The organism is Acinetobacter shaoyimingii, from assembly GCF_011578045.1.
In the GTDB taxonomy this organism is placed as follows: Bacteria; Pseudomonadota; Gammaproteobacteria; order Pseudomonadales; family Moraxellaceae; genus Acinetobacter; species Acinetobacter shaoyimingii.
Window position 1 is genome coordinate 2,681,364 of sequence record NZ_CP049801.1, and the last position, 21,602, is coordinate 2,702,965.

The window sequence follows — 21,602 nt, forward strand, 5'->3', positions numbered from 1 at the left end:
AATTAATATATTCATTCACTTATAACATTTTTCACATAAGTTATCAATGGCTCAAAATATACCAAACATTAAAATTAGAGCATTTACTCTTATTTTTAATATGCTATTTTTCACATGAGATATGAACATAAGAACATTACATATCTTTTTTATGCATAAACACATTGATTCGTGTTTTTTAAAATTTTCTAGGACAGATCGAGTATGAATTTAAAAACTCTTAGTATTTCTATCATATTAGCAAGCTTACCTACTTCAGCTGTATTCGCAGCTGCTTTAGATCGCTCGGGGCAATCAATACAGGCGTTTTTACAACCTGGGAATTACTTTGAAGCAGGTATTTCTGTTTTAGATGCAGATGTATCTGGTAAAGTTAAAGATGGTTGGACACCTGCAAATCAAAGTCGTGGTCAAATCGGCGGCACAGATATTTCAGATATGGCTGAAAGTTATCAGTTTTATAATGCTGCTTTAAAAGTACAAATGACAGAAAACGTGTCATTTGGTTTAATCTACGATCAACCTTTTGGTGCAAAAGCTCAGTACTCCACTAATGATAAAACCCACACAAATGGTCCGAGTAATGCTAGCCCAAACCCAACCAGCTCTGCACATAATTTAATTAAAAATTCTGGCGCATTCCATAATGGAACTGAAGGAACGAATGTCGACGTTGAAACACAAAACCTGTCTATGATTTTTGGTTTCCAACCTATTGAGAACTTCAATATATATGCTGGTGGTGTCTACCAAACAATTAAAGGTAACGTGAGCTTACGTGGTACTGCATATGGTCCATTTGGCTCAGGTTTATGTGCAAATGAAGTAGCTTGCGGTCAACCAAAAGATAAAGATGGAAAAATTACTCCATATGATGCCAAAATTAGTGAAGACTCAGCAGTGGGCTGGTTAGCTGGCTTTGCTTATCAAATTCCTGAAATTGCTCTTAAAGCATCATTAACTTATCGTTCTGAAATCAAACATAAAGTTAATGTGGATGAAAATATTGGTGGTATAAAAATTCTTACCACGACTGTTTTCGATCCTAAGGAATTTACAGAAGGTGTAACTGACATTACAACACCACAATCTGTAAACTTAGATTTGCAAAGTGGTATTATGGAAAATACTGTAGCCTTTGCACAATTACGATGGGTAGATTGGTCAAACTTCTCTATCAAACCACATAAATTTGGTCAACTTGGCGATCGTCTAGCAAAAGCAAATCTTGTACCAAACCAATTTGGATTAGTTGCCTATGACAAAGATCAAATCTCTGCAAACGTAGGTGTAGGTCGTAAATTTAACGATCAATGGGCTGGTTCAGTTATGGTGGGCTGGGACTCTGGTGCAGGTAATCCTATTTCAACACTTGGACCAACTGAAGGCTACTGGAGTACAGGTTTAGGTGTCCAATTTAGTCCAACGAAAGACTCATTCATTCAAGCAGGTGCAAAATACTTCTGGTTAGGCGATGCTAAATCTCAAGTAGCCTCAGATTTTGGTACAAAAAATTATGCAGCTGATTTTAAAGACAACCATGCCATTGGTTACAGCTTAAAAATCGGTCATCGTTTCTAAGATTTAGTTCATTAAAAAAGGCGCTTCAAGCGCCTTTTTTATTTATTCTTTACAACTTTAGGCTGGAATATCACGTACAGAAGCGTTGCGAATCGCTTCTTTTAATGCTTCATAACCATGAATTGGCGGGAACTGAGGAAACTCTGCAATCACATTTTCTGGTGCATCAAACAAGAAACCAGCATCTGCTTCACCCAGCATCGTTGTATCATTATATGAATCCCCTGCCGCAATCACGCGGAAATTCAAACCATGAAGAGCTTTTACAGCTTCACGCTTTTGATCTGGCTGACGAAGTTTATAGTTGGTAATGAGACCATTTTCATCTGTCTCTAACTTATGACAGAAAATTGTTGGCCAACCAAGCTGTTTCATCAACGGATGAGCAAACTCGTAGAAAGTATCCGATAAAATAATCAGTTGAAAATGCGTACGCACCCATTCAACAAATTCTTTAGCTCCTGGAAATGGCCCCATATCTGCAATCACAGCTTGAATGTCATTTAAACCTAAACCATGCTGTTTCAGAATATTAAGGCGCTGTGTCATCAGTACATCGTAATCTGGGATGTCACGTGTGGTTGCTTCTAGTTCTTTAATCCCTGTCTTCTTCGCAAAATTAATCCAAATTTCAGGAACCAAGACACCCTCTAAATCAAGACATACGATTTCCATATGCGCTCCATGTTATTGCTGTTAAAATTTTCCGCGCTATCATAGCACTAAGCCTGTTCAATATAGTTTAATGTTTTATTTCTGTTTTTTTCATAAGCTTTGTATATTATCTGCTAAGTAATTTTTTTGCATTTACTTTAAAATATTGCAACATCGAGAATATAGATAGCTTCAAGCTAGTCGCCAGGAGCAGACATGACTGCCATTCCATCTGTAGATATGATTGATGCGCTAGCATCTGAATATGCAGACAAATCTCCCTCTGAAATTTTAGAGCTTGCACTGAGTCAAGAAGGTGAAATTGCCATTTCATTTTCAGGTGCTGAAGACGTTGTCCTTATTGATATGGCAGCCAATTTAGGCAAGCCATTTCGTGTGTTTAGCCTAGATACTGGGCGTTTACACGCAGAAACCTATCAATTTATAGAGACTGTTCGTAAACATTATAATATTCAAATTGAAATTTGTTTCCCAGAATCAGCAGCTGTGCAAAATCTTGTCAATGAAAAAGGTTTATTCAGTTTTTATCAAGATGATCACAAAGAATGCTGTGGTATTCGAAAGGTTCAGCCATTACGTAAAAAACTGGCAACCTTGGATGGCTGGATTACAGGTCAACGCAAAGATCAAAGTCCAGGTACACGTAATGAAATTCCAGTGATTCAAGCAGATCCTGGTTTTTCTGGTGAAGGCAAACAACTGATCAAGTATAACCCACTGGCAAACTGGTCAAGTGCTGAGGTGTGGAGTTATATTCGTATGATGGAAGTTCCTTATAATCCATTGCATGAAAAAGGCTTTATTTCCATTGGTTGTGAACCTTGCACCCGCCCTGTCCTACCAAATCAGCATGAACGTGAAGGTCGCTGGTGGTGGGAAGAAGCTACGCACAAAGAATGTGGCCTACATGCAGGTAATCTAAAATAATGAAACAGAAAAACCACTTTTTATAAAGTGGTTTTTTTATACGATTAATTCTTCTAATTCATCTGAGTTAATGATAAAAAGGATTTATACTCTATGAATGATCTATAATTCTAAGAAATGACCCTCGAAATGAGAGGTCAATATTGCAGGGAGGCAATCAACATATGCGACCATTACATCCGATTGACTTTATTTTTCTATCTTTAGAAAAACGTCAACAACCTATGCATGTTGGTGGATTATTTTTATTTCAAATTCCAGATAATGCCCCTGAAACCTTTATTCAAGACCTTGTTGCAGATATACGTGAATCTAAACTCAAACCTATTCCGCCATTCAATAACCGTTTAGACGGATTATTTTGGGAAGAAGACAGCGAATTTGATTTAGATCATCATTTTAGACACATTGCACTCCCAAATCCTGGTCGTATTCGTGAACTTTTGGTTTATATTTCGCAAGAACACAGTACTTTAATTGATCGTGCAAAACCCCTATGGACTTGTCATATCATTGAAGGGATTGAAGGCAATCGTTTTGCGATGTATTTCAAAATTCACCATGCAATGGTCGATGGTGTTGCAGGCATGCGATTGGTGCAAAAGTCTTTATCCAATGATCCAAACGCAAAAAGTATTGTGCCCCTTTGGTGTGTGGAAGGAAAACGCCATAAACGTTTAACCGAACCCAAATCAAATAAAATTAAAAAAATTGTGTCTACTATTGCAGGGCAACTTTCTGCAACACCTCGTGTTACTCAAGAACTATGCAAAACTGTTTTTACAGAAATGGGCAAAAACCCAGATTATGTTTCAAGTTTTCAAGCCCCTCCGAGTTTATTCAATCAACGTGTCAGTGCTTCACGACGTTTTGCAGCACAATCATTTGATTTTGAACGTTTTAGATCGATTTCAAAAACTTTAAATGTCACCATTAACGACATTATTTTGGCGGTCTGTTCTGGGGCGTTACGTGAGTATCTTATTTCACAAAATGCCCTGCCTAAAAAGCCTTTAATTGCGATGGTTCCAGCATCTGTACGTAATGATGATTCAGATTTCAGTAATCGAATTACCATGATTTTGGCCAATTTAGGCACGCATCAAGCAGATCCACTGGATCGACTAGACATTATTGTCCGTAGCGTACGCAATGCAAAACGTCGCTTTGGTCGTATGACACCAAACCAAATTTTAAATTACAGTGCGTTCGTATACGGTGCTGCAGGATTTAATATCGTGTCTGGTCTTATGCCAAAACGCCAAGCCTTTAATATTGTGATTTCAAATGTCCCAGGGCCGACTGAAGCGCTGTATTGGAATGGTGCTAAATTAGAAGCACTCTACCCTGCCTCCATTGTATTAGATGGACAAGCCTTGAATATCACCATGACCAGCTATTTAGATAAACTTGAAGTCGGTCTACTCGGTTGTCGCAATGCTTTACCGAAGATGCAGAATTTACTCACACACTTAGAAGATGAAATTCAACGCTTCGAAACCATTGTAAAATCCATTGAAAGTAAGCAAAACAACGTGATTACAATTAAATCTAAAAAACCTGCTTAAAGCAGGTTTTTTTAATACAAGATGTTAGGGTCTAATGACATTTCACAGATGGTTGCGACGATAAACATTTTAGGTAAAAGTTTTAGTCGCACGTTAAGATAAAATTTATATGCAAATAGAAATACATCATTCTGGTCAATAAAAATTAAGCATCATCACTCATTAAATATTTTTTAAATGTTGTTGTGAATATGCCTTTAGACTGACTCTTTGGAATCTAAACTCACTTTTGAATCTACAATTCTTTTTTCAGTTCTTTTGAAACAACAATTCACTTTTAAGATTATGTCATTTGGTTTTTATCAAAGTTAAATCTAGCTTTACTATTATGAACTTACATCTATTATTTATATTTAAACCATTTGTATATTTAAATGCATGGTTAAAAAAAGGAGCAGTGTGATGCTCCTTAGTTTTTAACATTACGACATTGATTGAGTAGTTGTTGGCAAACAGTAACGACCATTGCCTTGGTGATATGAACTTCTTGACCATGTTCATTGACCATCACACATGCATTTTTCTTCTGAGTGTCTACAACGTGTTTGATACCTGACGTTAAAATTTGTTCACCGATATTCATGCTTGTCCTCACTTGCTAAGACCTTGGGAGAGAGTCTTTGGCTACTTGTTATTTAATGCCCCTAGTATTGTAAATCCAAGCATGCTTGTAAACTTTCAGATGTAACAACTGTTTAACGATATTCTGTTACACTTTAATTCAGAATGATATCATATTGCTCTTGCGTGTATAAATTTTCGACTTGAAATTTGATTACGCGTTTCACAAAATGCTCTAAATCTGAGACAGATGCAGCTTCTGCGGTAAGCAAGCGATCAATCACGGATGGATGCGCGACGACAGTAAAGTCAGTCTGAGATTCAAATTCTCGTGCATATCGCAATATCTCTCGAAAGATTTCGTAACACACTGTCTCTGCAGATTTAACGTACCCACGCCCCTGACAGGTCGGACATGATTCACAAAGTAAGTGTTCAAGCGACTCTCTGGTACGTTTTCTGGTCATTTCCACTAAACCAAGCTCAGAAACCTGCGTAATCTTGGTTTTGGCATGGTCTTTTTCTAAGACTCGTTCAAACTGTTGTAGCACTTCATCACGATGCGTGGCTTCTTGCATATCAATGAAATCAATAATGATAATGCCACCCAAGTTACGTAAACGAAGCTGACGAACAATCACTTGTGTTGCTTCCATATTGGTTTTGAACACTGTGTCCTCAAGTGATCTTCCGCCAACGTAGGAGCCTGTATTTACATCAATTGTCGTCATTGCTTCTGTCTGATCGATCATCAAATAACCACCAGACTTTAATGCAACACGGGTTTGTAAGGCTTTTTGAATATCATCTTCAACATTATACAGGTCAAAAATAGGACGCTCGCCCGGATAATGCTTTAATCGATCGTGCATACTCGGCACAAATTCTTCAACAAACTCTTCAAGCTTTGAAAAAATTTCACGTGAGTCGATATGAATTTTTGCTGTATTTTCATTGGCTAAATCACGAATGACTCGCTGAGGCAAAGGCAGTTCTTCAAAAATTAAGGACGGCACCACCACGCTCTTTTGCTTACGCTGAATAAACTCCCAGAGCTTCGCCAAGTAAGCCATATCTTGAGCAATCGCTTCTTCTTCAATACCTTCAGCAGCAGTTCGGACAATCACAGAACCGGGTAAATCATGTTCTTTCTGAATACGTTCAATCATCGAGCGCAGACGATCACGCTCTTCTTCAGATTCGATACGTTGCGATACACCAATATGATGCCCATATGGCATCAATACAAGGTAACGTGAGGGAATAGAAAGATCTGTACTTAGACGAGCACCTTTGGTGCCCAACATGTCTTTCATCACTTGCACTGTCAAAATCTGACCGGGCTGTAAGAGCTCAAAAACGTTGGGCGTAGGCTGACTACGTGGCCAAATCATATCATTGATATGTAAAAATGCCGTACGTGACAAGCCTATATCCACAAATGCAGCTTGCATGCCAGGTAAAACACGCACCACTTTTGCTTTATAAATATTACCGACTAAGCCACGTTTTGCTGTTCGTTCAACGAACAACTCATTGACCGTCCCATTTTCGATTAACGCAACACGACACTCCATGGGCGTGACGTTAATCAACAACTCGTCAGACATAAAAACACTCAATACATTATAAAAATTCTTTTTTAAAGGGTTAATTTAGTGCCTTAACCGCTTTTCATCACTGTATTTAATAATTGCATTGTTTCATGCAAAGGTAAGCCAACCACATTGCTATAGCTCCCTACAATACGCGGAATATACTGTGCAGCATAACCTTGTATTGCATATGCCCCTGCTTTACCTATAGGTTCGCCTGTGTCCCAATATTGTTCCATATCTTCGGGACTCAAATGCTGAATTTCAACTTGTGTGTGTACTGCAATCGTTTGAATCTTATTTTTACTTGCTACACACACACCTGTAATCACCCGATGCTCACGGCCTGACAATGCTGACCAAATTTCAAAAGCATGCTGTTTTGACTCAGGTTTACCAATAATGTATTGGTTTAAACTTAAACTGGTATCTGCTGCAATCACAATCGCTTCTGGGAACTGCTCCAAAACCACTTTCGCCTTTGTTTCGGCTAATCGGAGCACATACGATTGAGCCGTTTCTCCATTTAAAACAGACTCATCAATGTCTGGGCTAAAAGTGTCAAACACCAAACCGACTTGTTCAAGCAACTGTTTGCGACGAGGTGAACTCGACGCAAGAATTATATTCGCCATGGTTTTAAAAAGTAATATAACACTGGCCAAAGTACAATACTGGTGGCTAAAGATTGCCAATGACGCCCAATACTAAAATCAAAACCTGATATTAATTGAGCCATCATGATAAAGATCAGATGTGCAACAAACACGATGGTCGCAATCACCCACGTATTCCCAAAGGTCATGATACGCCTTTCTCGGATAAAGTAACGCGTAACAAAGCTTACAAAGACGTAACTGAGTGCATTTAAGCCTAATGGTGCATCAAGAAGAAGATCTGTAAAAATACCAATGGCAAATGCAAACCACACACCACACCATGTTGGCTGACAAATCACCCAAAATAAGGTGACCATCAGCATAAACAATGGTCTCCATCCTGCCCAAGCATAGGACAATGGATACACGGTCAATACAGAGCAAATGATGATGGAGATCACGATGATGAATAATGGATCTTTACGTCCACGATTTCGAGATAAGGCCTTAACGCTGAGCATTCGGTTGCTCCATCGCAAGTGAGTCAGAGAATAAGACCACCACGTGATGTCCACCAGCGAGTTGAGCTGCTGGTTTTACATCAATCTGAGCAAACTCACCCGTATTGTCACGTTTCACTTTTGAGATTGTTCCGACTAAGTAACCTGCTGGAAAATGCTGTCCTAAACCAGAGCTATAGACTTTGTCACCGACTTTTAAGTTTGCACTGGTCGGTACATATTCCATTTTTAAACGTCCAAGATCCCCCGTACCACTTACAATGGCACGCATACCTGAATTATCTAAACGAACTGACAACGAATGTTCTTTATCGGACAGCAACATGACTCGACTGCTATGCGGATAAACATTAATAATTTGACCCATAATGCCATTATCATCGAGTACAGTGAGTCCGACTCGTAAATTATTTTTAGCACCACGGTTAATAATAATCACATGACGTAAAGGATCTGCATCTGTCCCGATTACTTCTGCAATTTCCATACGCCCATCAATAATAAGAGGTGTATTGAGTAGACCTCTTAGACGGGTATTTTCAGCAGAGAGTTCCGAGAGTTTTTGCAGACGCACTTTCGCCTGAAGCAGTTCAGCCTGCATCGCTGTATTTTCTCGACGCAGCTGAAGTTCAGACTTGGTATGTTGATTGAGCCATTCTTTCGATAAAACTGGATAACTTGCAATGGCATAAATGGGGTTATATGCCGCGTACAAAACATCCCTTGCGGGTTGAACCACTTGCGGCATGCGCCAATTAAAAATAAGCACAACAAAACAAGTGATGACCGCAATAATGAAAGAGCGAAAAGATGGCGGTTGTCTTGAAAAAAGATTCGGTTGCACCCGCCTGACCCTTTACTTAACCAACAAACAACATGTCGTGATTTGGGCTGTCAAAGAACTCTAAGACTTTACCGCCACCACGTGTTACACATGACAATGGATCTTCCGCAACCACCACAGGTAAACCTGTTTCTTGAGACAAGAGTTTGTCTAGGTTACGTAACAATGCACCACCGCCTGTTAAAACAATGCCACGCTCAGCGATGTCTGATGACAACTCTGGTGGCGTTTGTTCTAAAGCAGATTTTACTGCTGCAACAATACTTTGTAATGGATCGGCAATCGCTTGCGTAATTTCGTCCGAGGTAATGGTAATTGCACGAGGTACACCCTCAGCTAAGTTACGACCACGCACTTCAATCTCTAAGGGTTTAGCACCAGGTTCTGCTAAAGCCATACCCACTTCTTTCTTAATATTTTCAGCAGTGGTTTCACCAATCACGCAGCCATGTGCTTTGCGTACGTAGTAAATGATTTGTTCATCGAACACATCACCACCAATACGTAAAGAATCTGAATACACACAGCCTTGCAAAGAGATAATTGCAATTTCAGTTGTACCACCACCCACGTCAACCACCATTGAACCACATGCTTGCTCTACTGGCATTCCTGCGCCAATTGCAGCAGCCATAGGCTCTTCAATTAAGCGAACGTCACGCGCACCTGCATTAAATACCGCTTCACGAATGGCACGGCGTTCAACCAAAGTCGACTTACATGGTACACACACCACAACACGTGGTGCAGGTGGGAATAAACGTTTTTCATGCACTTTACCAATAAATTGGTTTAACATGGTTTCGGTTACTTCAAAATCTGCAATTACACCATCTTTCATTGGACGGATTGCAGAAATGTTTGCAGGTGTACGACCAAGCATTTGCTTAGCATCCAAACCTACAGCTGCAACAATTTTTTGTGAACCACTGTGACGAATCGCCACAACTGTCGGTTCATTTAATATAATGCCCCGTCCTGGAGCATAAATTAGTGTATTTGCAGTGCCTAAATCAATGGCTAGATCCGGCGAAAACAAGCCAATTAGTCGTTTTAGAATCACGGGTCGTTCTCAGTTAAACGTTATATGGACGTAAGATTGCAACTTTAACTAAATGTGATGCTTTGAACAAGTCAATCGCTTATTATAACGCATTATATTTTGAATATTTTTTAATACTGGTTAGGTGAGACATCATGTCAACATCAGATACTCAGCAATCTGCAGATTTAAATGCACAAATTGTTTCAAATATTGCCAATCTTGCACGGTTGTCTTTAGATGAATCGCAATCTGCTGACTATGCACAAAGTCTAAATAAAATTTTAGCAATGATGGAAAGCTTGAAAGGCATCAATACCGACGGTATAGAGCCACTTAAGAGCCCATTTGACAATCCGCAGCCTTTACGTGAAGACGTAGTTTCTGAAGAAAATCATAGAGTTGAGTACCAAGCTGTTGCACCTGCAACACAAGATGGTCTCTATCTTGTTCCACGTGTAATTGAATGATTTCACGTCAGTACATCTTAATTTTTTTAAATTTGAACTAAAGAATTGAACTCATGACAGATTTACATCGCCTATCAATTCGCGAGTTGGCTGAAGGATTAAAAACCGCTCAGTTCTCTTCTCGTGAATTGACTCAACATTATTTAAATCGAATTGCAAAAATTGACTCCCAGGTTCATTCTTTTGTAACAATTTCCCCAGAATTGGCACTTGCAGAAGCAGATGCGGCAGATGGACTGCTTAAATCGGGTATGGCTGGTTTAATGACAGGTATTCCATTGGCGCATAAAGATATTTTTTGTACCAAAGGCATTAAAACCACTGCAGGTTCTAAAATGCTGGACAAATTTATCTCTCCTTACGATGCAACCGTTGTAGCGAAAGGTAAAGAAGCAGGTCTGGTTACTTTAGGTAAAGTGAACATGGACGAATTCGCTATGGGTTCGACCTCAGAAAGTTCATATTATGAGACCACACTCAACCCTTGGGCACTCGATCATGTACCAGGTGGTTCATCTGGTGGTTCTGCTGCGGCTGTTGCGGCTGACTTAGCGCCGATTGCGACAGGGACAGATACTGGTGGCTCAATTCGCCAACCTGCATCATTCTGTGGTTTAACTGGTCTTAAACCAACTTACGGTCGTGTATCACGCTTCGGTATGATTGCTTATGCATCATCATTGGATCAAGGTGGTCCGATTGCACGTTCTGCGGAAGACTGTGCTTACCTGATGAATGTGATTGCAGGTCACGATGCGAAAGACTCGACATCTGTAAATAAAGAAGCAGATGACTATGTTGCAAACTTAAACGGCACATCAGTTAAAGGCTTACGCATTGGTATTCCAAAACAGTACTTTAACGTTGCTGGCTTAGATGCTGACGTTAAAGCACGTGTTGAAGAGTCATTAAAGAAATTGGAAGAAATGGGTGCGATCTTGGTTGAGATTGATCTCAACATGACCGAAGCTTATGTTCCAACTTATTACCTGATTGCGCCTGCTGAAGCATCTTCTAACTTATCTCGTTTTGATGGCGTACGTTATGGCTACCGCTGTGAAAACCCAGTCGACTTGATGGATTTGTACAAACGTTCTCGTTCAGAAGGTTTTGGTCCTGAAGTACAACGTCGTATCTTGATTGGTACCTATGCACTGTCTGCAGGTTATTACGATGCTTATTATGTGAAAGCACAAAAAGTACGTCGTCTCATCCAACAAGATTTCTTAAAAGCATTCGAATCTGTGGATGTCATTGCTGCACCATCTGCACCGACCACTGCCTATAAAATTGGTGCATCGCTTGACCCAGTTGAAATGTACTTAGGCGATATTTACACCATTGCCGTGAACTTGGCAGGTTTACCTGCAATTAACGCCCCTGTTGGTTTTGACAAAGACAATTTACCTGTTGGCTTACAGCTCATTGGTAACTACTGGTCAGAATCTCAATTGTTGTCTGTGGTGCATCAGTATCAACAAGCAACGGATTGGCATAGCAAACGTGCGGCAATTGCTGAGGAGAATGCATAATGGCGAACAACAATGCAAAACCGAAGTCAAACTTGATTGACGGTTGGGAAGTCGTTATCGGGATTGAGATTCATACTCAGCTTGCGACAAATTCTAAAATTTTCTCAGGTTCGTCGACTGTATTCGGTAATGATCCAAACACTCAAGCAAGCCTTGTTGACCTTGCAATGCCGGGTGTATTGCCTGTACTGAACAAAGAAGTGGTTGATCTTGCGATTCGCTTTGGTTTGGGTATCGATGCGTACATCGACCAAGCTTCTGTGTTTGCACGTAAAAACTATTTCTACCCTGACTCACCTAAAGGCTACCAAATCAGCCAAATGGATAACCCGATTGTGGGCTTGGGTCATATCGACATTCAACTTGAAGATGGCACAGTCAAACGCATTGGCGTTACACGTGCACACCTTGAGGAAGATGCGGGTAAATCGATTCATGACCAATTTGAAGGCATGTCAGGCATCGACTTAAACCGTGCAGGCACACCTTTACTTGAGATTGTCTCTGAACCCGATATGCGTTCTGTTGAAGAGGCAGTTGCTTATATTAAAGCGATTCACACCTTGGTGCGTTGGTTAGGTATTTCTGACGGTAACATGGCTGAAGGTTCGTTCCGCTGTGACTGTAACGTGTCTTTACGTCGTCCGGGACAGCCTTTTGGTACACGTTGCGAGTTGAAAAACTTGAACTCATTTCGTTTCATTGAACAAGCGATCAATGTTGAAATTGAACGTCAAATGGAAATCTTGGAATGGGATGGCACGATTGATCAAGAAACCCGTTTGTTCGACCCTGTGAAGATGGAAACGCGTTCGATGCGTTCGAAAGAAGAAGCGAACGATTACCGCTACTTCCCTGACCCAGACTTGTTGCCTGTCATCATTGCAGATGAGCAAATCGAAGCGATTAAAGCGCAAATGCCTGAGTTGCCTAAAGCACGTCGTGAGCGTTTCGTGACAGACTTCGGTGTGACTGAATACGATGCTCACGTGCTTACACTGACTCGTGAAATGTCAGAGTTTTATGAAGTTGTGGTGAAAGCTGCTGGTGGCGCTGCACAAGGTAAGATTGCTGCAAACTGGGTGATGGGTGAATTCTCTGGTGCTTTAAACAAAGCTGGTTTAGATTTGGCTGACTCTCCTGTATCTGCGGAAAAACTTGGCGGCATGATTGCACGTATTGTGGACAACACAATTAGCGGTAAGATTGCGAAGCAAGTGTTCGGCTTTATGTGGGAAGAAGGCAAAACTGCGGATGAAATTATTGCGGAAAAAGGCTTGAAACAGGAAACTGATACAGGTGCAATTGAAGCGATTATCAAAGACGTGCTTGCTGCCAATGAGAAGATGGTTGAAGAGTATAAATCTGGTAAAGAGAAAGCTTTCAATGGTCTTGTGGGTCAAGTAATGAAAGCGTCTAAGGGCAAAGCCAATCCAGCTCAAGTGAATGAATTGATGAAGAAATTGATTGGTTGATCTAATCTATTTTGAAAAAGAAAACCCGCTTTAGAGCGGGTTTTCTTCATGGAGAAAAGCATGTCTAAATTAATGGCTAAAGTATCAAAAGGCACATATAAAGATACACCCCTTTATGCTCATAAAAATGAGGCAGGTAGATATATTGCAAGTCCATCAAGATTTGAGGTAGATTATATCTATGTAGATAATGAAGACGAACTAGAGGCATTAGTATTAAGCGGTCTTAAAGCTAGAATGTCTAATTCTGAAATTCCTAATGCTCCATCCCTCATTACGCCTAAAAGTATTCAAAAAGTTGATGGCTCAAAATTATCAAGTGATCCTAAAAACTTCTTACCAAAATTTTCTGATGAAGTTGATTTAGATTATGATTCAAAGTCGAAATCAAGAAAGGAGCAAGCCTTATTACGATTGCATCTTACTCAAGGTAAAGATGAAGCTAAATGCACAATCTGTGGAGATGTTTATCCAACAGATTTTTTAATCGCTGCTCATATAAAACCAAGATTATTATGTGAGAAATCTGAAAAACTAGATTTTGATAACATTGCTGCTTTGATGTGTAAAACCGGTAGTGATGACCTCTTTGAAAAAGGATATATCATCATTTGCGATGGAATTGTTATAGATAATTCTAAACAAAAAAAGACTACTCCAAAGCTTAAAAACCTCATTGATCAACTTGCAGGTAAAAAAGTAAGTAATTGGGTAGGTAGTTTCAAATATTATATTGCTCATAAAGAGTATCACAACGGTAAATCTAAAAAATCTGCTAAATAATTAGCAGATTTTTTCCAATTCAAATATTAGCTCTTTTTTGTTCCGGAAATAGTGCATTTATCTCATCAATTTCCTTTGGCTTCGTGATTGCGTAATCAACTATTAAATTAATATAAGTAAAAATAGCTGGATTGATATCTTCTAGAACCTCATCCCCAATAATCCCCGAATGAACATTCGCATTTCCAATCAACCTGATATTATCTGCAGCTTGTGCAACTCTTAATGGAATAATTTGTTTTTTTGCCAGCTCTTCAATCGATTCTTTAATATTCTTCTTTCTAACACCTAAATGCTCGCATAATCTTTCTAAAGCTAAGCGTATAAGAGCAGCTCCAGAACGTGGTGACAATTCAAAAATTAAGGCTGCTTCTTTATACAACTCCTGTACATCATGTGGCATATCAGGTAAGTATTCCGGTATATCTGTGTTACTAATTTCATTTATTGGAAACAGTCTTAATAATTCAGAATCATTACTAGGTCTTGGTATTCCGTGAAGCGCCAACCATCCTGAAACTTCCCGATTGTTATACCATATATTTTCTTTCTCACATGACGCACATCGTGCTTGATGAACTCTTGTTTGAATATTATGTTCATTACCTTGCTCATCATGAATAGTAAAAAATAGATTTTCCCATTTCATATGCGCAAAAGCGCCACAATGGGGACATTTAAAACTCTTTTGATCAAGAATTGTTTTTGGTAATTCAGGTATTTTCATAGCGTATGATTAACTTTAGTTTTTTTACTTCATAATTTTACCTACAAATCAATAACTTTTAAAACTATTATCAAGTTAATCAAAATTATTAATTTATTTTCAATTTTAACCATTTAAACAAAAATGAACATCAAAAAAGTATTCTTAATCGCCAAACTTAAAGACTTAGGACTTATCCAACTTTCAAAGTCTTTCTTTATGTGTGACTTCTGAATCCCTCTAAATCTCCCTTTTAAAAGGGAGACTTTGACACGTGATTAATTTGATACGCAGAGTTCCCTCTCCTGAGCAAGTTTTAAAACACTGCTTTAAGACGAGAAGCACTGCTTCACAAGAGATAGATAACAATTTACTTTTTTAATTTACAATAATCTAACTCATTATTTGCTGATAATAATCTAATGGGTTTCACTTCTTTTCGAGTTCCATCTTTCATAATTTGATTAATGGTAAACTTGCAATCATCAGAACCAGTGTTATCTAACAACTCATAATTTTTCTTTGATTTGAAAGTATAAATTCCATAATGACTACATGATTTATATACTCTTTGATCGATAGAATATTTTTTTACTCTAAATATCAATTCTGTTTTTGCAGGCAATTTATACTCTAAATAGTCAACACCTAGAGGTTGGAAAGGCATACCAATGCTTTTAGTGTCAAATGTCCACACATCATCAAAAGGATCATTATCCATAGCAATTTTGGGTGATAGCCTATTATGCAAAACTTCTCGTTTTAAACAACGACCGTCTTCAAAAGTCAATTCATAGAAAACTTTGTTCTGAACTCTTAAATTACTAAAAGTTTTCCCCTCAAAATCTTTGTAATCTTTCGAGAAAGGTTTTCTTGGTGCAGACCAACTGCTTGCTGTTATGAATAATAGTATTAAGGTTAAAATTAAACTTATTTTCATGATTTTATGACTTCTCTTTTACTTTTATTTTAACCAACTTTTACTATCTGACAAAGTAGCTTAATTACTCAAGAAAACACTGTCCTATTTTTAGCCCTTCAAAGCCACAACTCTGCCACCCTATAATCAAAACAGAACATAAAACTAGGCAAAGAAAATGAAAACTACAGTCTTAATCGCTCACGAATACGGACAACCTGAGGTCTTAAATCTCGAAAGTCATTCCCTACCAACCCTCGCATCAGGCATGGCACGCATCCAAGTCAAAGCCGCCGGCATCAACCCTATTGACGCACGTCGTATGACAGGCGAATTCAAACATGCGCAACTACCGCAAACCTTCGGAACAGAGTTTGCAGGTGTCATTGTCGAACTTGCAGATGCCAACACAACATGGAAAATTGGCGATGAAGTTCTCGGCTCAGGTGGCTCATTTACCCATGCAACAGTCATTGATGTACCGCTCGAAAACCTCATTCGAAAACCACAAAACATCGAATGGAACATCGCAGGAAGTCTGGCAGGTGCAGCACAAACCGCAATGACCATTTTAGATGAAATGGGGCCAGCCCAATCTTTACTCGTACATGGTGGTTCTGGTGGTGTGGGTTCCATCCTCATTCAACTTGCGATTGAAAAAGGCATGAACGTGGTTGCAACTGCATCCGAAAAAAATCAGCAGCACCTTCAAGCTTTGGGTGCTACCCCTGTTGTGTACGGTGAAGGCTTAATTCAACGCTTGCACAGCATTCATCCTGAAAAATTCGATGCGTCTATTGATATGAGTGGTAATGAAGATGCAACCCAAGCCTCTTTAGCTACTGTAAAATCAGGTGGTTTTATGGGTTCAATTGCAGGTCGTAAATTGTCTTCAAGTCAAATACGTCCAGTTTGGGTGAAACGCAACATTAACAATTTACAGCATGTGGTGGATGGTGTGGCAGACGGACGTTTCGATTGGTCTGTCAGTCGTGAATATCCTTTTGAGAATGCTCAAGAAGCCTATACCGATGTTTTAACTGGTCATACCAAAGGTAAAAGTGTTTTGGTGTTTCAATAAATTGATAATTTAGATCCAGATGGATGAGCGTATCGATGCTCATCCTGCATCGTAAACAATGATTTCTCTAAAGCCTTCATCCAAACTTGGCATTTCAATCGCATTAAAAACATTTCTTAGCGCAGACTCATCTACACGTGTATCTAACGCTCTTGTTTCATTTCGTTTTAAGCACAGTGCTAAAGATGTATGAAAAACGATCGCAATGATGGCGATTTTTTTATTATGAATTAAGTTGATTATGCTTTTTCTTTCTTGTTTTTTAACCAAAATCGCATCAAAAATAATATTGTCAGGCTCTGAATTATTTTTCTCTTTCGCCCAAGTCGATTTACCCGAAGCTTGCGCACCAATCAGTAGATATACACGCTGAATATTTGCATTTCCGTCTAACTCTTCTTCCAAGTCAGCAAAACATCTTTCCCACGCCAGTTGATTACCTTCATCCGTAAACACTCGACCATGTTCTGTCTCTAAATAGTGATCTGGATTAATATGCATTGAACACACTCTATCGGATGAAATTCATCAAATATCAAAATGAAATACTGTATATTTGATTTATAAAAAATCATGAAACAATACCATTTAATAAAAAATGACACTTCTCAATTTTATATTCACTGTAATCGGCATACTTTTTATTGTCTGGCTATATGCACTCATCTATGCCGAAAACCTACCGATCATCCATTTAAATCAACTACAAGAAAAATGGAAAAAGTTAAAAGACTATCCAATTTCCAATGTGCTCAATAAAATCTACCAAACCATTGTCGAAATTTTGAGATTCATTGGAAGAGTCATTTTTAAAATATTCAAATTCATCTTAGAAGTATTAGCTGAAATCATTTTCAATATTCTGTTAAGAGGAATTTGGTTTTTGATTAAAGCTTTTTTCTCTTTAATCTTGCGATTTTTTGATGCTTAATGCCATTTAAAAAAAAGACTGCTCATGGTGGCCATCAGCAGTCTTCTCATTTGGAATGCAATTATTTGCTTAAACCCAATTTCGACATAATGTCAGGCGTTAAGAAAGTCGTCACCAATTTGTTCAAATCGACATAACGAATCACACCCTTCAACTGCGCTTTCACTTCAGGATTTTTCAAAATTTCTTCACCCGAAATACGACCTAATTCTTGGAAACTGTTACCCACAGCTTGAATACCTTCAGCCTTAATCACAGCCTTGGTTTGCGTTGCACATTGCTCAACTAAAATGCGTTGTAAGACAGTCGCTAAATTTTGATCTAACTGTGTCTTTTGTGCTTCTGTCACATTACTAAAACTTTTAAGATCTGGATGACTCGCCAAAGCCACAAAAGTCCATTGTAAAACAGCAGTTTTATCTGTTGCTGTGGTCGATTTCACCAAACATTCACTCAGTTGATCCACGGTTGGACCCGCTGATGCAACTTGCGTCATGCCCAGCAAACCCATTGCTAGAACAGAAGCACTTGCGATACGTGAAAATTTTGAGCCGAAGGTGTTAGATAAACGACGAGACATACAATGACTCCAAACCAAGATTAAATTTAACAACTATCATAATCCTATTCATGCGCTTAAGTCCCTTTCTGTAACTCAAATACTGAGAAAATTGGCAGATCAAGGAGATATCCCTCCATATTTTGAGCATGATCTTATAAAAATGTTATTCTATGCTTACTTGAGGAATGTTAAAAAATACTAAAAATGAAAATATTATTACTGAGTCTTTTATGTTTACTGAATACGCTTACTTTTGCCAAAGTTGAAACTTTTAATCCAAAGTTCTCTAAATTTTCAGACAATGCCATCCAACGTAAAAAGTGGAATCAGTTTTATTCCATAGGATATGCAACCTTTAACAATAATGTGCAAGTACCCATTTATGGTGTAACGGTAGAGAACCCTTACGATGATGGTATTTTAAAAGAATCTAAACCTTGCACAAAAAACACATGTACCTTTAACTTTAAATTAGATCCTCAACAAGCCAGTCAAATTAAAGTAATTGTGTTACCAAATATTGGTGCAGTGATGATTCCTCGTGCATGGACAGATATTTCTGCTAGTGCAGGAGCAAATGGTAGTGGTTCAGCACTGATTATGAGTGCAGATCAAAAAGAACAGATAAACCTATATAATTCTGCATTCTGTGTTGGTTGTGGAATGCCCTATGCCAGTTTATATTTTCCACATTTATTAAAACAAAGTGTCGAAAATGAGTTTGGTGGCTATGTCGATAAAAATAAAAAATTAAACGTGGTCTATCCGAGTAAGAACGTTGCTTTTTTTAGCTATCAAATTCCAAACTTGAATAATAAGACGCATGGCATAGCAAAATATGATGATGAAGATACGTTTAACTTTCAAGAAATCAGCACTACTTTAGATCAATCAAATCAAAATTTAGCCCGACCGATCTTAAATTTTTATCATGCGATGCATTAATTATTTACTTTTATAACAATGCAACTATTGTGAAATTTGATTGAATAAAACTCAGTAACATTACAATAACAGCTATAATAAATCACTTAATGAAAAGACTTCATCCTGACTTATGATGACCAAAAACTTAGCAACACTAATCGGCTTTAGTGCCGTATTACAATGGTCATCAATCGTCGGTTTGTTAAAAAGAATTAGCTTGAGTATTGGTGCAGATTTAGCTGTCTTGTTTATGTATAGCTTAAGTGCTGTGATTTTAGTTTTAGTGTTTCGTATTCCAAATTTAAAACAGATTCCTCGGACTTATTTAATTTGTGCCACGCTTTTATTTGTCATTTATGAGTTGTGTTTTTCCTATGCCATTGCTTTAGCCCAAACCGCACAGCAAGCCATAGAAGTGAGTTTAGTCAATTATCTCTGGCCAAGCTTAACCATCGTAATGCTTATTGTCTTTAAAGAACTAAAATTCAACCTGTGGGTTATGGTTGGTTTGGCTATAAGTTTATCGGGCGTCATCTATATCCAATCTGGCAATGGCGCATTTAATTGGCACACAGTGTTTCATCATATTCAAAGCAATCCTATTAGTTATGCTTTAGCCTTTTTAGGTGCTTGTCTTTGGGCAATTTATTGCGTAATCACTAAAAAATATAGCGGTGGTCATAATCCTATTGCACTGTTCTTTCTCGCCATTACCGCTGTACTTTAGCTAAAAATGTGGTTGATACACCCAGAAAAATTACAACATATGCCTCATATTGATTTTCATACTTTGGGCTATATGGTTTTGGTGTCTATCGTCACAGGTTTAGGCTATGCGATGTGGAATATTGGGATTAACCAAGGCAACATTACCTTATTGGTTACCCTGTCCTATTTCAGCCCGATTTTTTCATCATTGATTTCGATGTGGATTTTACAATCGCCACTCTCCATTACATTTTGGCATGGTGCAATCATGGTGACTTTAGGTTCTTTTATTTGTTGGATTTCTACCAACTGGGCCTTTATCAAATTAAAATTGCAGCGAAAAACAATACAATCCAGCTAAATAGAGTCTCTCGACAATAAAAAAATTGAGCTGATTGGCTCAGCTCAATTGATCATAGTTTTGATCTTCACTTTTAACGAATATCTGATTCAATTTTTTCCAACGACCACATGCCCCCTGTAACGCCTTTACATGCGCCAGACCAGCGGTCACTGGTTTGTATAAAGCGAGCGCCATTCCAAATCCATTGTTGATGCGACCAACAATCACCGACACCGCGACCTTTATGTGCTGCCACTAATTCGCCAGAAAGTACATCCGATACACTTTCACTGACAAACTCAGCTTTACCTTTGAGTGACTGATCAACCACCCAAGCCCCATAGCCTTGGTTATAAGCACCACTCCAACAGAGTGTAGTTGCCAGTATTTTATTGTTGGTCAATTTGTATAGTTCAATATTTCCAAAGCGATACCCCTCTTTTTCACCCTCAAAACTGCCTTGGCAGATATCTTCGTCTGGATCTTTGACTTTAGGTTTCGCCGCCATCAGTGTAGAGAATAAGGTTTTGTACTGTGCAGTGCTTGGCTTTAAGGTCAAATAAGGTTTATCTGATGTTTTAACTTTTTTTACTTCAAGTTTCGGTGCTGGTTGTAACAGCGCAGACTCATTTTGACTGCCTTTACGAATTAAGGCGTTGGTCGTACCCACACGTTTTTGAAAATCATCCATTTTCAAAAGTGTTGCGGTCATGCCTGCATCTGAGACAATCCAATGATATTTTTTATTTTTAAACTCTATACGCACTTTTTGTTTAAGTAATGCGCTTAAAGCTTGAGTTTGAACTTTGTTTAACTGTCCTGTAATCGAAAAATCACCGGAAACAGGTTGAATCATTCCTAAATCTTTTCCGTTTAAATAAAAACGAATTGGATCCTTTGCTGTATATCTCAATTCTTGATCTTGATCTGACAAGGTATATTCAACGCTAATACCTTGATTCGCTCCAGCTTTACGTGTAATTAAAATTGATGCAGGTAATTGATCATCTTCAATTTGATAACCCGCAGCACGACATGTCCCAATATTACTGCAATACATTTCCCACTGATCTTTTTCGAATACAATCGGTTTAATGTTTTGAGCAAAACTTAGAGATGAAATTAAACCGAGACTAAAACTCGATAAAGTCAAAATTGTTGTACGCATTTTTATTATCCGAATGAATGATTACACTTTATTTTAACTGAATTTAAAGCTTTATTAATTTTAACTGTCATTAATATGTGCAAT

Annotated in this window: 21 protein-coding genes and 1 pseudogene; 10 read left to right on the plus strand and 12 right to left on the minus strand. The window is 38.4% G+C overall.

The window, feature by feature from the left end; all coding sequences use genetic code 11:
• The first annotated feature begins 204 nt into the window (after nt 1-204).
• Nucleotides 205-1,581 carry an outer membrane protein transport protein gene (locus G8E00_RS12040; RefSeq protein ID WP_166224914.1) on the plus strand — a complete coding sequence of 459 codons (1,377 nt, stop codon included), beginning with the start codon at nt 205-207 and terminating at the stop codon, nt 1,579-1,581.
• A gap of 57 nt (nt 1,582-1,638) precedes the next feature.
• Here the strand turns inward: G8E00_RS12040 and thrH are convergent, their stop codons facing one another.
• The gene (gene thrH / locus G8E00_RS12045; RefSeq protein WP_166224917.1) at nt 1,639-2,256 is read right to left on the minus strand and encodes a bifunctional phosphoserine phosphatase/homoserine phosphotransferase ThrH; all 618 of its coding nucleotides are present in this window, start codon (nt 2,254-2,256) and stop codon (nt 1,639-1,641) included.
• Between the two features lie 195 nt (nt 2,257-2,451).
• On the opposite strand from thrH, the gene G8E00_RS12050 reads away from it, so the two are divergent.
• The gene (locus G8E00_RS12050; protein WP_166224920.1) at nt 2,452-3,183 is read left to right on the plus strand and encodes a phosphoadenylyl-sulfate reductase; all 732 of its coding nucleotides are present in this window, start codon (nt 2,452-2,454) and stop codon (nt 3,181-3,183) included.
• A gap of 164 nt (nt 3,184-3,347) precedes the next feature.
• Nucleotides 3,348-4,751, plus strand: a complete 1,404-nt coding sequence (locus tag G8E00_RS12055) for a WS/DGAT/MGAT family O-acyltransferase (protein ID WP_166010375.1) — start codon at nt 3,348-3,350, stop codon at nt 4,749-4,751.
• Nucleotides 4,752-5,160: 409 nt separating this feature from the next.
• On the opposite strand, the gene G8E00_RS12060 is transcribed toward G8E00_RS12055, so the two are convergent.
• From G8E00_RS12060 to G8E00_RS12085, 6 genes are all read right to left on the minus strand, one after another.
• Nucleotides 5,161-5,334, minus strand: coding sequence for a PA1571 family protein (locus G8E00_RS12060; RefSeq protein ID WP_166010373.1), 174 nt, complete (start codon nt 5,332-5,334; stop codon nt 5,161-5,163).
• A 133-nt stretch (nt 5,335-5,467) separates the two neighbouring features.
• Nucleotides 5,468-6,922, minus strand: coding sequence for a ribonuclease G (rng, locus tag G8E00_RS12065; protein ID WP_166010371.1), 1,455 nt, complete (start codon nt 6,920-6,922; stop codon nt 5,468-5,470).
• Nucleotides 6,923-6,975: 53 nt separating this feature from the next.
• Entirely contained in the window at nt 6,976-7,542 is a 567-nt protein-coding gene (locus tag G8E00_RS12070) for a Maf family nucleotide pyrophosphatase (RefSeq protein WP_166224923.1), read from the minus strand.
• Nucleotides 7,530-8,027: a rod shape-determining protein MreD gene (gene mreD, locus G8E00_RS12075; protein ID WP_166224926.1), complete on the minus strand. Its 498-nt coding sequence runs from the start codon at nt 8,025-8,027 to the stop codon at nt 7,530-7,532. The genes G8E00_RS12070 and mreD overlap by 13 nt, the downstream gene beginning before the upstream one ends.
• Nucleotides 8,014-8,871: a rod shape-determining protein MreC gene (gene mreC, locus G8E00_RS12080; RefSeq protein ID WP_166010365.1), complete on the minus strand. Its 858-nt coding sequence runs from the start codon at nt 8,869-8,871 to the stop codon at nt 8,014-8,016. The genes mreD and mreC overlap by 14 nt, the downstream gene beginning before the upstream one ends.
• A gap of 16 nt (nt 8,872-8,887) precedes the next feature.
• Entirely contained in the window at nt 8,888-9,934 is a 1,047-nt protein-coding gene (locus G8E00_RS12085) for a rod shape-determining protein (protein WP_166010363.1), read from the minus strand.
• 134 nt (nt 9,935-10,068) lie between these two features.
• Here G8E00_RS12085 and gatC point away from each other — a divergent pair, with 134 nt between their 5' ends.
• From gatC to G8E00_RS12105, 4 genes are read left to right on the plus strand one after another with little or no spacing between them, the layout of a single operon-like run.
• Complete coding sequence (gene gatC / locus G8E00_RS12090; protein WP_166224929.1) at nt 10,069-10,383, plus strand: Asp-tRNA(Asn)/Glu-tRNA(Gln) amidotransferase subunit GatC; 315 nt, start codon at nt 10,069-10,071, stop codon at nt 10,381-10,383.
• Between the two features lie 53 nt (nt 10,384-10,436).
• A complete protein-coding gene (gene gatA, locus G8E00_RS12095; protein ID WP_166224932.1) occupies nt 10,437-11,915 on the plus strand; it encodes an Asp-tRNA(Asn)/Glu-tRNA(Gln) amidotransferase subunit GatA in 1,479 nt (492 codons plus the stop codon).
• On the plus strand, nt 11,915-13,390 hold the full coding sequence (gene gatB / locus G8E00_RS12100; RefSeq protein ID WP_166224935.1) for an Asp-tRNA(Asn)/Glu-tRNA(Gln) amidotransferase subunit GatB: 1,476 nt from the start codon (nt 11,915-11,917) through the stop codon (nt 13,388-13,390). Before gatA ends, gatB begins: the two co-directional genes overlap by 1 nt.
• Before the next feature lie 60 nt (nt 13,391-13,450).
• Nucleotides 13,451-14,173: a hypothetical protein gene (locus G8E00_RS12105; protein ID WP_166224938.1), complete on the plus strand. Its 723-nt coding sequence runs from the start codon at nt 13,451-13,453 to the stop codon at nt 14,171-14,173.
• Nucleotides 14,174-14,192: 19 nt separating this feature from the next.
• Here the strand turns inward: G8E00_RS12105 and G8E00_RS12110 are convergent, their stop codons facing one another.
• Both G8E00_RS12110 and G8E00_RS12115 read right to left on the minus strand, forming a co-directional pair.
• Complete coding sequence (locus G8E00_RS12110) at nt 14,193-14,900, minus strand: DUF4145 domain-containing protein (RefSeq protein ID WP_166224941.1); 708 nt, start codon at nt 14,898-14,900, stop codon at nt 14,193-14,195.
• Between the two features lie 349 nt (nt 14,901-15,249).
• Nucleotides 15,250-15,819, minus strand: a complete 570-nt coding sequence (locus G8E00_RS12115; protein ID WP_166224944.1) for a hypothetical protein — start codon at nt 15,817-15,819, stop codon at nt 15,250-15,252.
• A 157-nt stretch (nt 15,820-15,976) separates the two neighbouring features.
• On the opposite strand from G8E00_RS12115, the gene G8E00_RS12120 reads away from it, so the two are divergent.
• Complete coding sequence (locus tag G8E00_RS12120; protein WP_166224947.1) at nt 15,977-16,879, plus strand: NADP-dependent oxidoreductase; 903 nt, start codon at nt 15,977-15,979, stop codon at nt 16,877-16,879.
• A 39-nt stretch (nt 16,880-16,918) separates the two neighbouring features.
• On the opposite strand, the gene G8E00_RS12125 is transcribed toward G8E00_RS12120, so the two are convergent.
• Together G8E00_RS12125 and G8E00_RS12130 are read right to left on the minus strand one after the other, a co-directional pair.
• Nucleotides 16,919-17,380: an AAA family ATPase gene (locus G8E00_RS12125; protein WP_166224950.1), complete on the minus strand. Its 462-nt coding sequence runs from the start codon at nt 17,378-17,380 to the stop codon at nt 16,919-16,921.
• Nucleotides 17,381-17,871: 491 nt separating this feature from the next.
• Entirely contained in the window at nt 17,872-18,321 is a 450-nt protein-coding gene (locus tag G8E00_RS12130; RefSeq protein ID WP_227591211.1) for a hypothetical protein, read from the minus strand.
• 246 nt (nt 18,322-18,567) lie between these two features.
• Here G8E00_RS12130 and G8E00_RS12135 point away from each other — a divergent pair, with 246 nt between their 5' ends.
• Together G8E00_RS12135 and yddG are read left to right on the plus strand one after the other, a co-directional pair.
• Complete coding sequence (locus G8E00_RS12135; protein ID WP_227591424.1) at nt 18,568-19,317, plus strand: DUF4850 domain-containing protein; 750 nt, start codon at nt 18,568-18,570, stop codon at nt 19,315-19,317.
• 115 nt (nt 19,318-19,432) lie between these two features.
• Nucleotides 19,433-20,368, plus strand: a pseudogene (gene yddG / locus G8E00_RS12140) (aromatic amino acid DMT transporter YddG).
• A 73-nt stretch (nt 20,369-20,441) separates the two neighbouring features.
• Here yddG and G8E00_RS12145 read toward each other — a convergent pair.
• Nucleotides 20,442-21,518, minus strand: a complete 1,077-nt coding sequence (locus G8E00_RS12145; RefSeq protein WP_166224956.1) for a DUF1176 domain-containing protein — start codon at nt 21,516-21,518, stop codon at nt 20,442-20,444.
• Nucleotides 21,519-21,602 lie beyond the last annotated feature (84 nt).

Coding starts and splice junctions, on each gene's coding strand:
- G8E00_RS12040 (WP_166224914.1), top strand. CDS start 205: ATGAATTTAAAAACTCTTAGTATTTCTATCATATTAGCAAGCTTACCT.
- thrH (WP_166224917.1), bottom strand. CDS start 2,256: ATGGAAATCGTATGTCTTGATTTAGAGGGTGTCTTGGTTCCTGAAATT.
- G8E00_RS12050 (WP_166224920.1), top strand. CDS start 2,452: ATGACTGCCATTCCATCTGTAGATATGATTGATGCGCTAGCATCTGAA.
- G8E00_RS12055 (WP_166010375.1), top strand. CDS start 3,348: ATGCGACCATTACATCCGATTGACTTTATTTTTCTATCTTTAGAAAAA.
- G8E00_RS12060 (WP_166010373.1), bottom strand. CDS start 5,334: ATGAATATCGGTGAACAAATTTTAACGTCAGGTATCAAACACGTTGTA.
- rng (WP_166010371.1), bottom strand. CDS start 6,922: ATGTCTGACGAGTTGTTGATTAACGTCACGCCCATGGAGTGTCGTGTT.
- G8E00_RS12070 (WP_166224923.1), bottom strand. CDS start 7,542: ATGGCGAATATAATTCTTGCGTCGAGTTCACCTCGTCGCAAACAGTTG.
- mreD (WP_166224926.1), bottom strand. CDS start 8,027: ATGCTCAGCGTTAAGGCCTTATCTCGAAATCGTGGACGTAAAGATCCA.
- gatC (WP_166224929.1), top strand. CDS start 10,069: ATGTCAACATCAGATACTCAGCAATCTGCAGATTTAAATGCACAAATT.
- gatA (WP_166224932.1), top strand. CDS start 10,437: ATGACAGATTTACATCGCCTATCAATTCGCGAGTTGGCTGAAGGATTA.
- gatB (WP_166224935.1), top strand. CDS start 11,915: ATGGCGAACAACAATGCAAAACCGAAGTCAAACTTGATTGACGGTTGG.
- G8E00_RS12105 (WP_166224938.1), top strand. CDS start 13,451: ATGTCTAAATTAATGGCTAAAGTATCAAAAGGCACATATAAAGATACA.
- G8E00_RS12110 (WP_166224941.1), bottom strand. CDS start 14,900: ATGAAAATACCTGAATTACCAAAAACAATTCTTGATCAAAAGAGTTTT.
- G8E00_RS12115 (WP_166224944.1), bottom strand. CDS start 15,819: ATGAAAATAAGTTTAATTTTAACCTTAATACTATTATTCATAACAGCA.
- G8E00_RS12120 (WP_166224947.1), top strand. CDS start 15,977: ATGAAAACTACAGTCTTAATCGCTCACGAATACGGACAACCTGAGGTC.
- G8E00_RS12125 (WP_166224950.1), bottom strand. CDS start 17,380: ATGCATATTAATCCAGATCACTATTTAGAGACAGAACATGGTCGAGTG.
- G8E00_RS12130 (WP_227591211.1), bottom strand. CDS start 18,321: ATGGGTTTGCTGGGCATGACGCAAGTTGCATCAGCGGGTCCAACCGTG.
- G8E00_RS12145 (WP_166224956.1), bottom strand. CDS start 21,518: ATGCGTACAACAATTTTGACTTTATCGAGTTTTAGTCTCGGTTTAATT.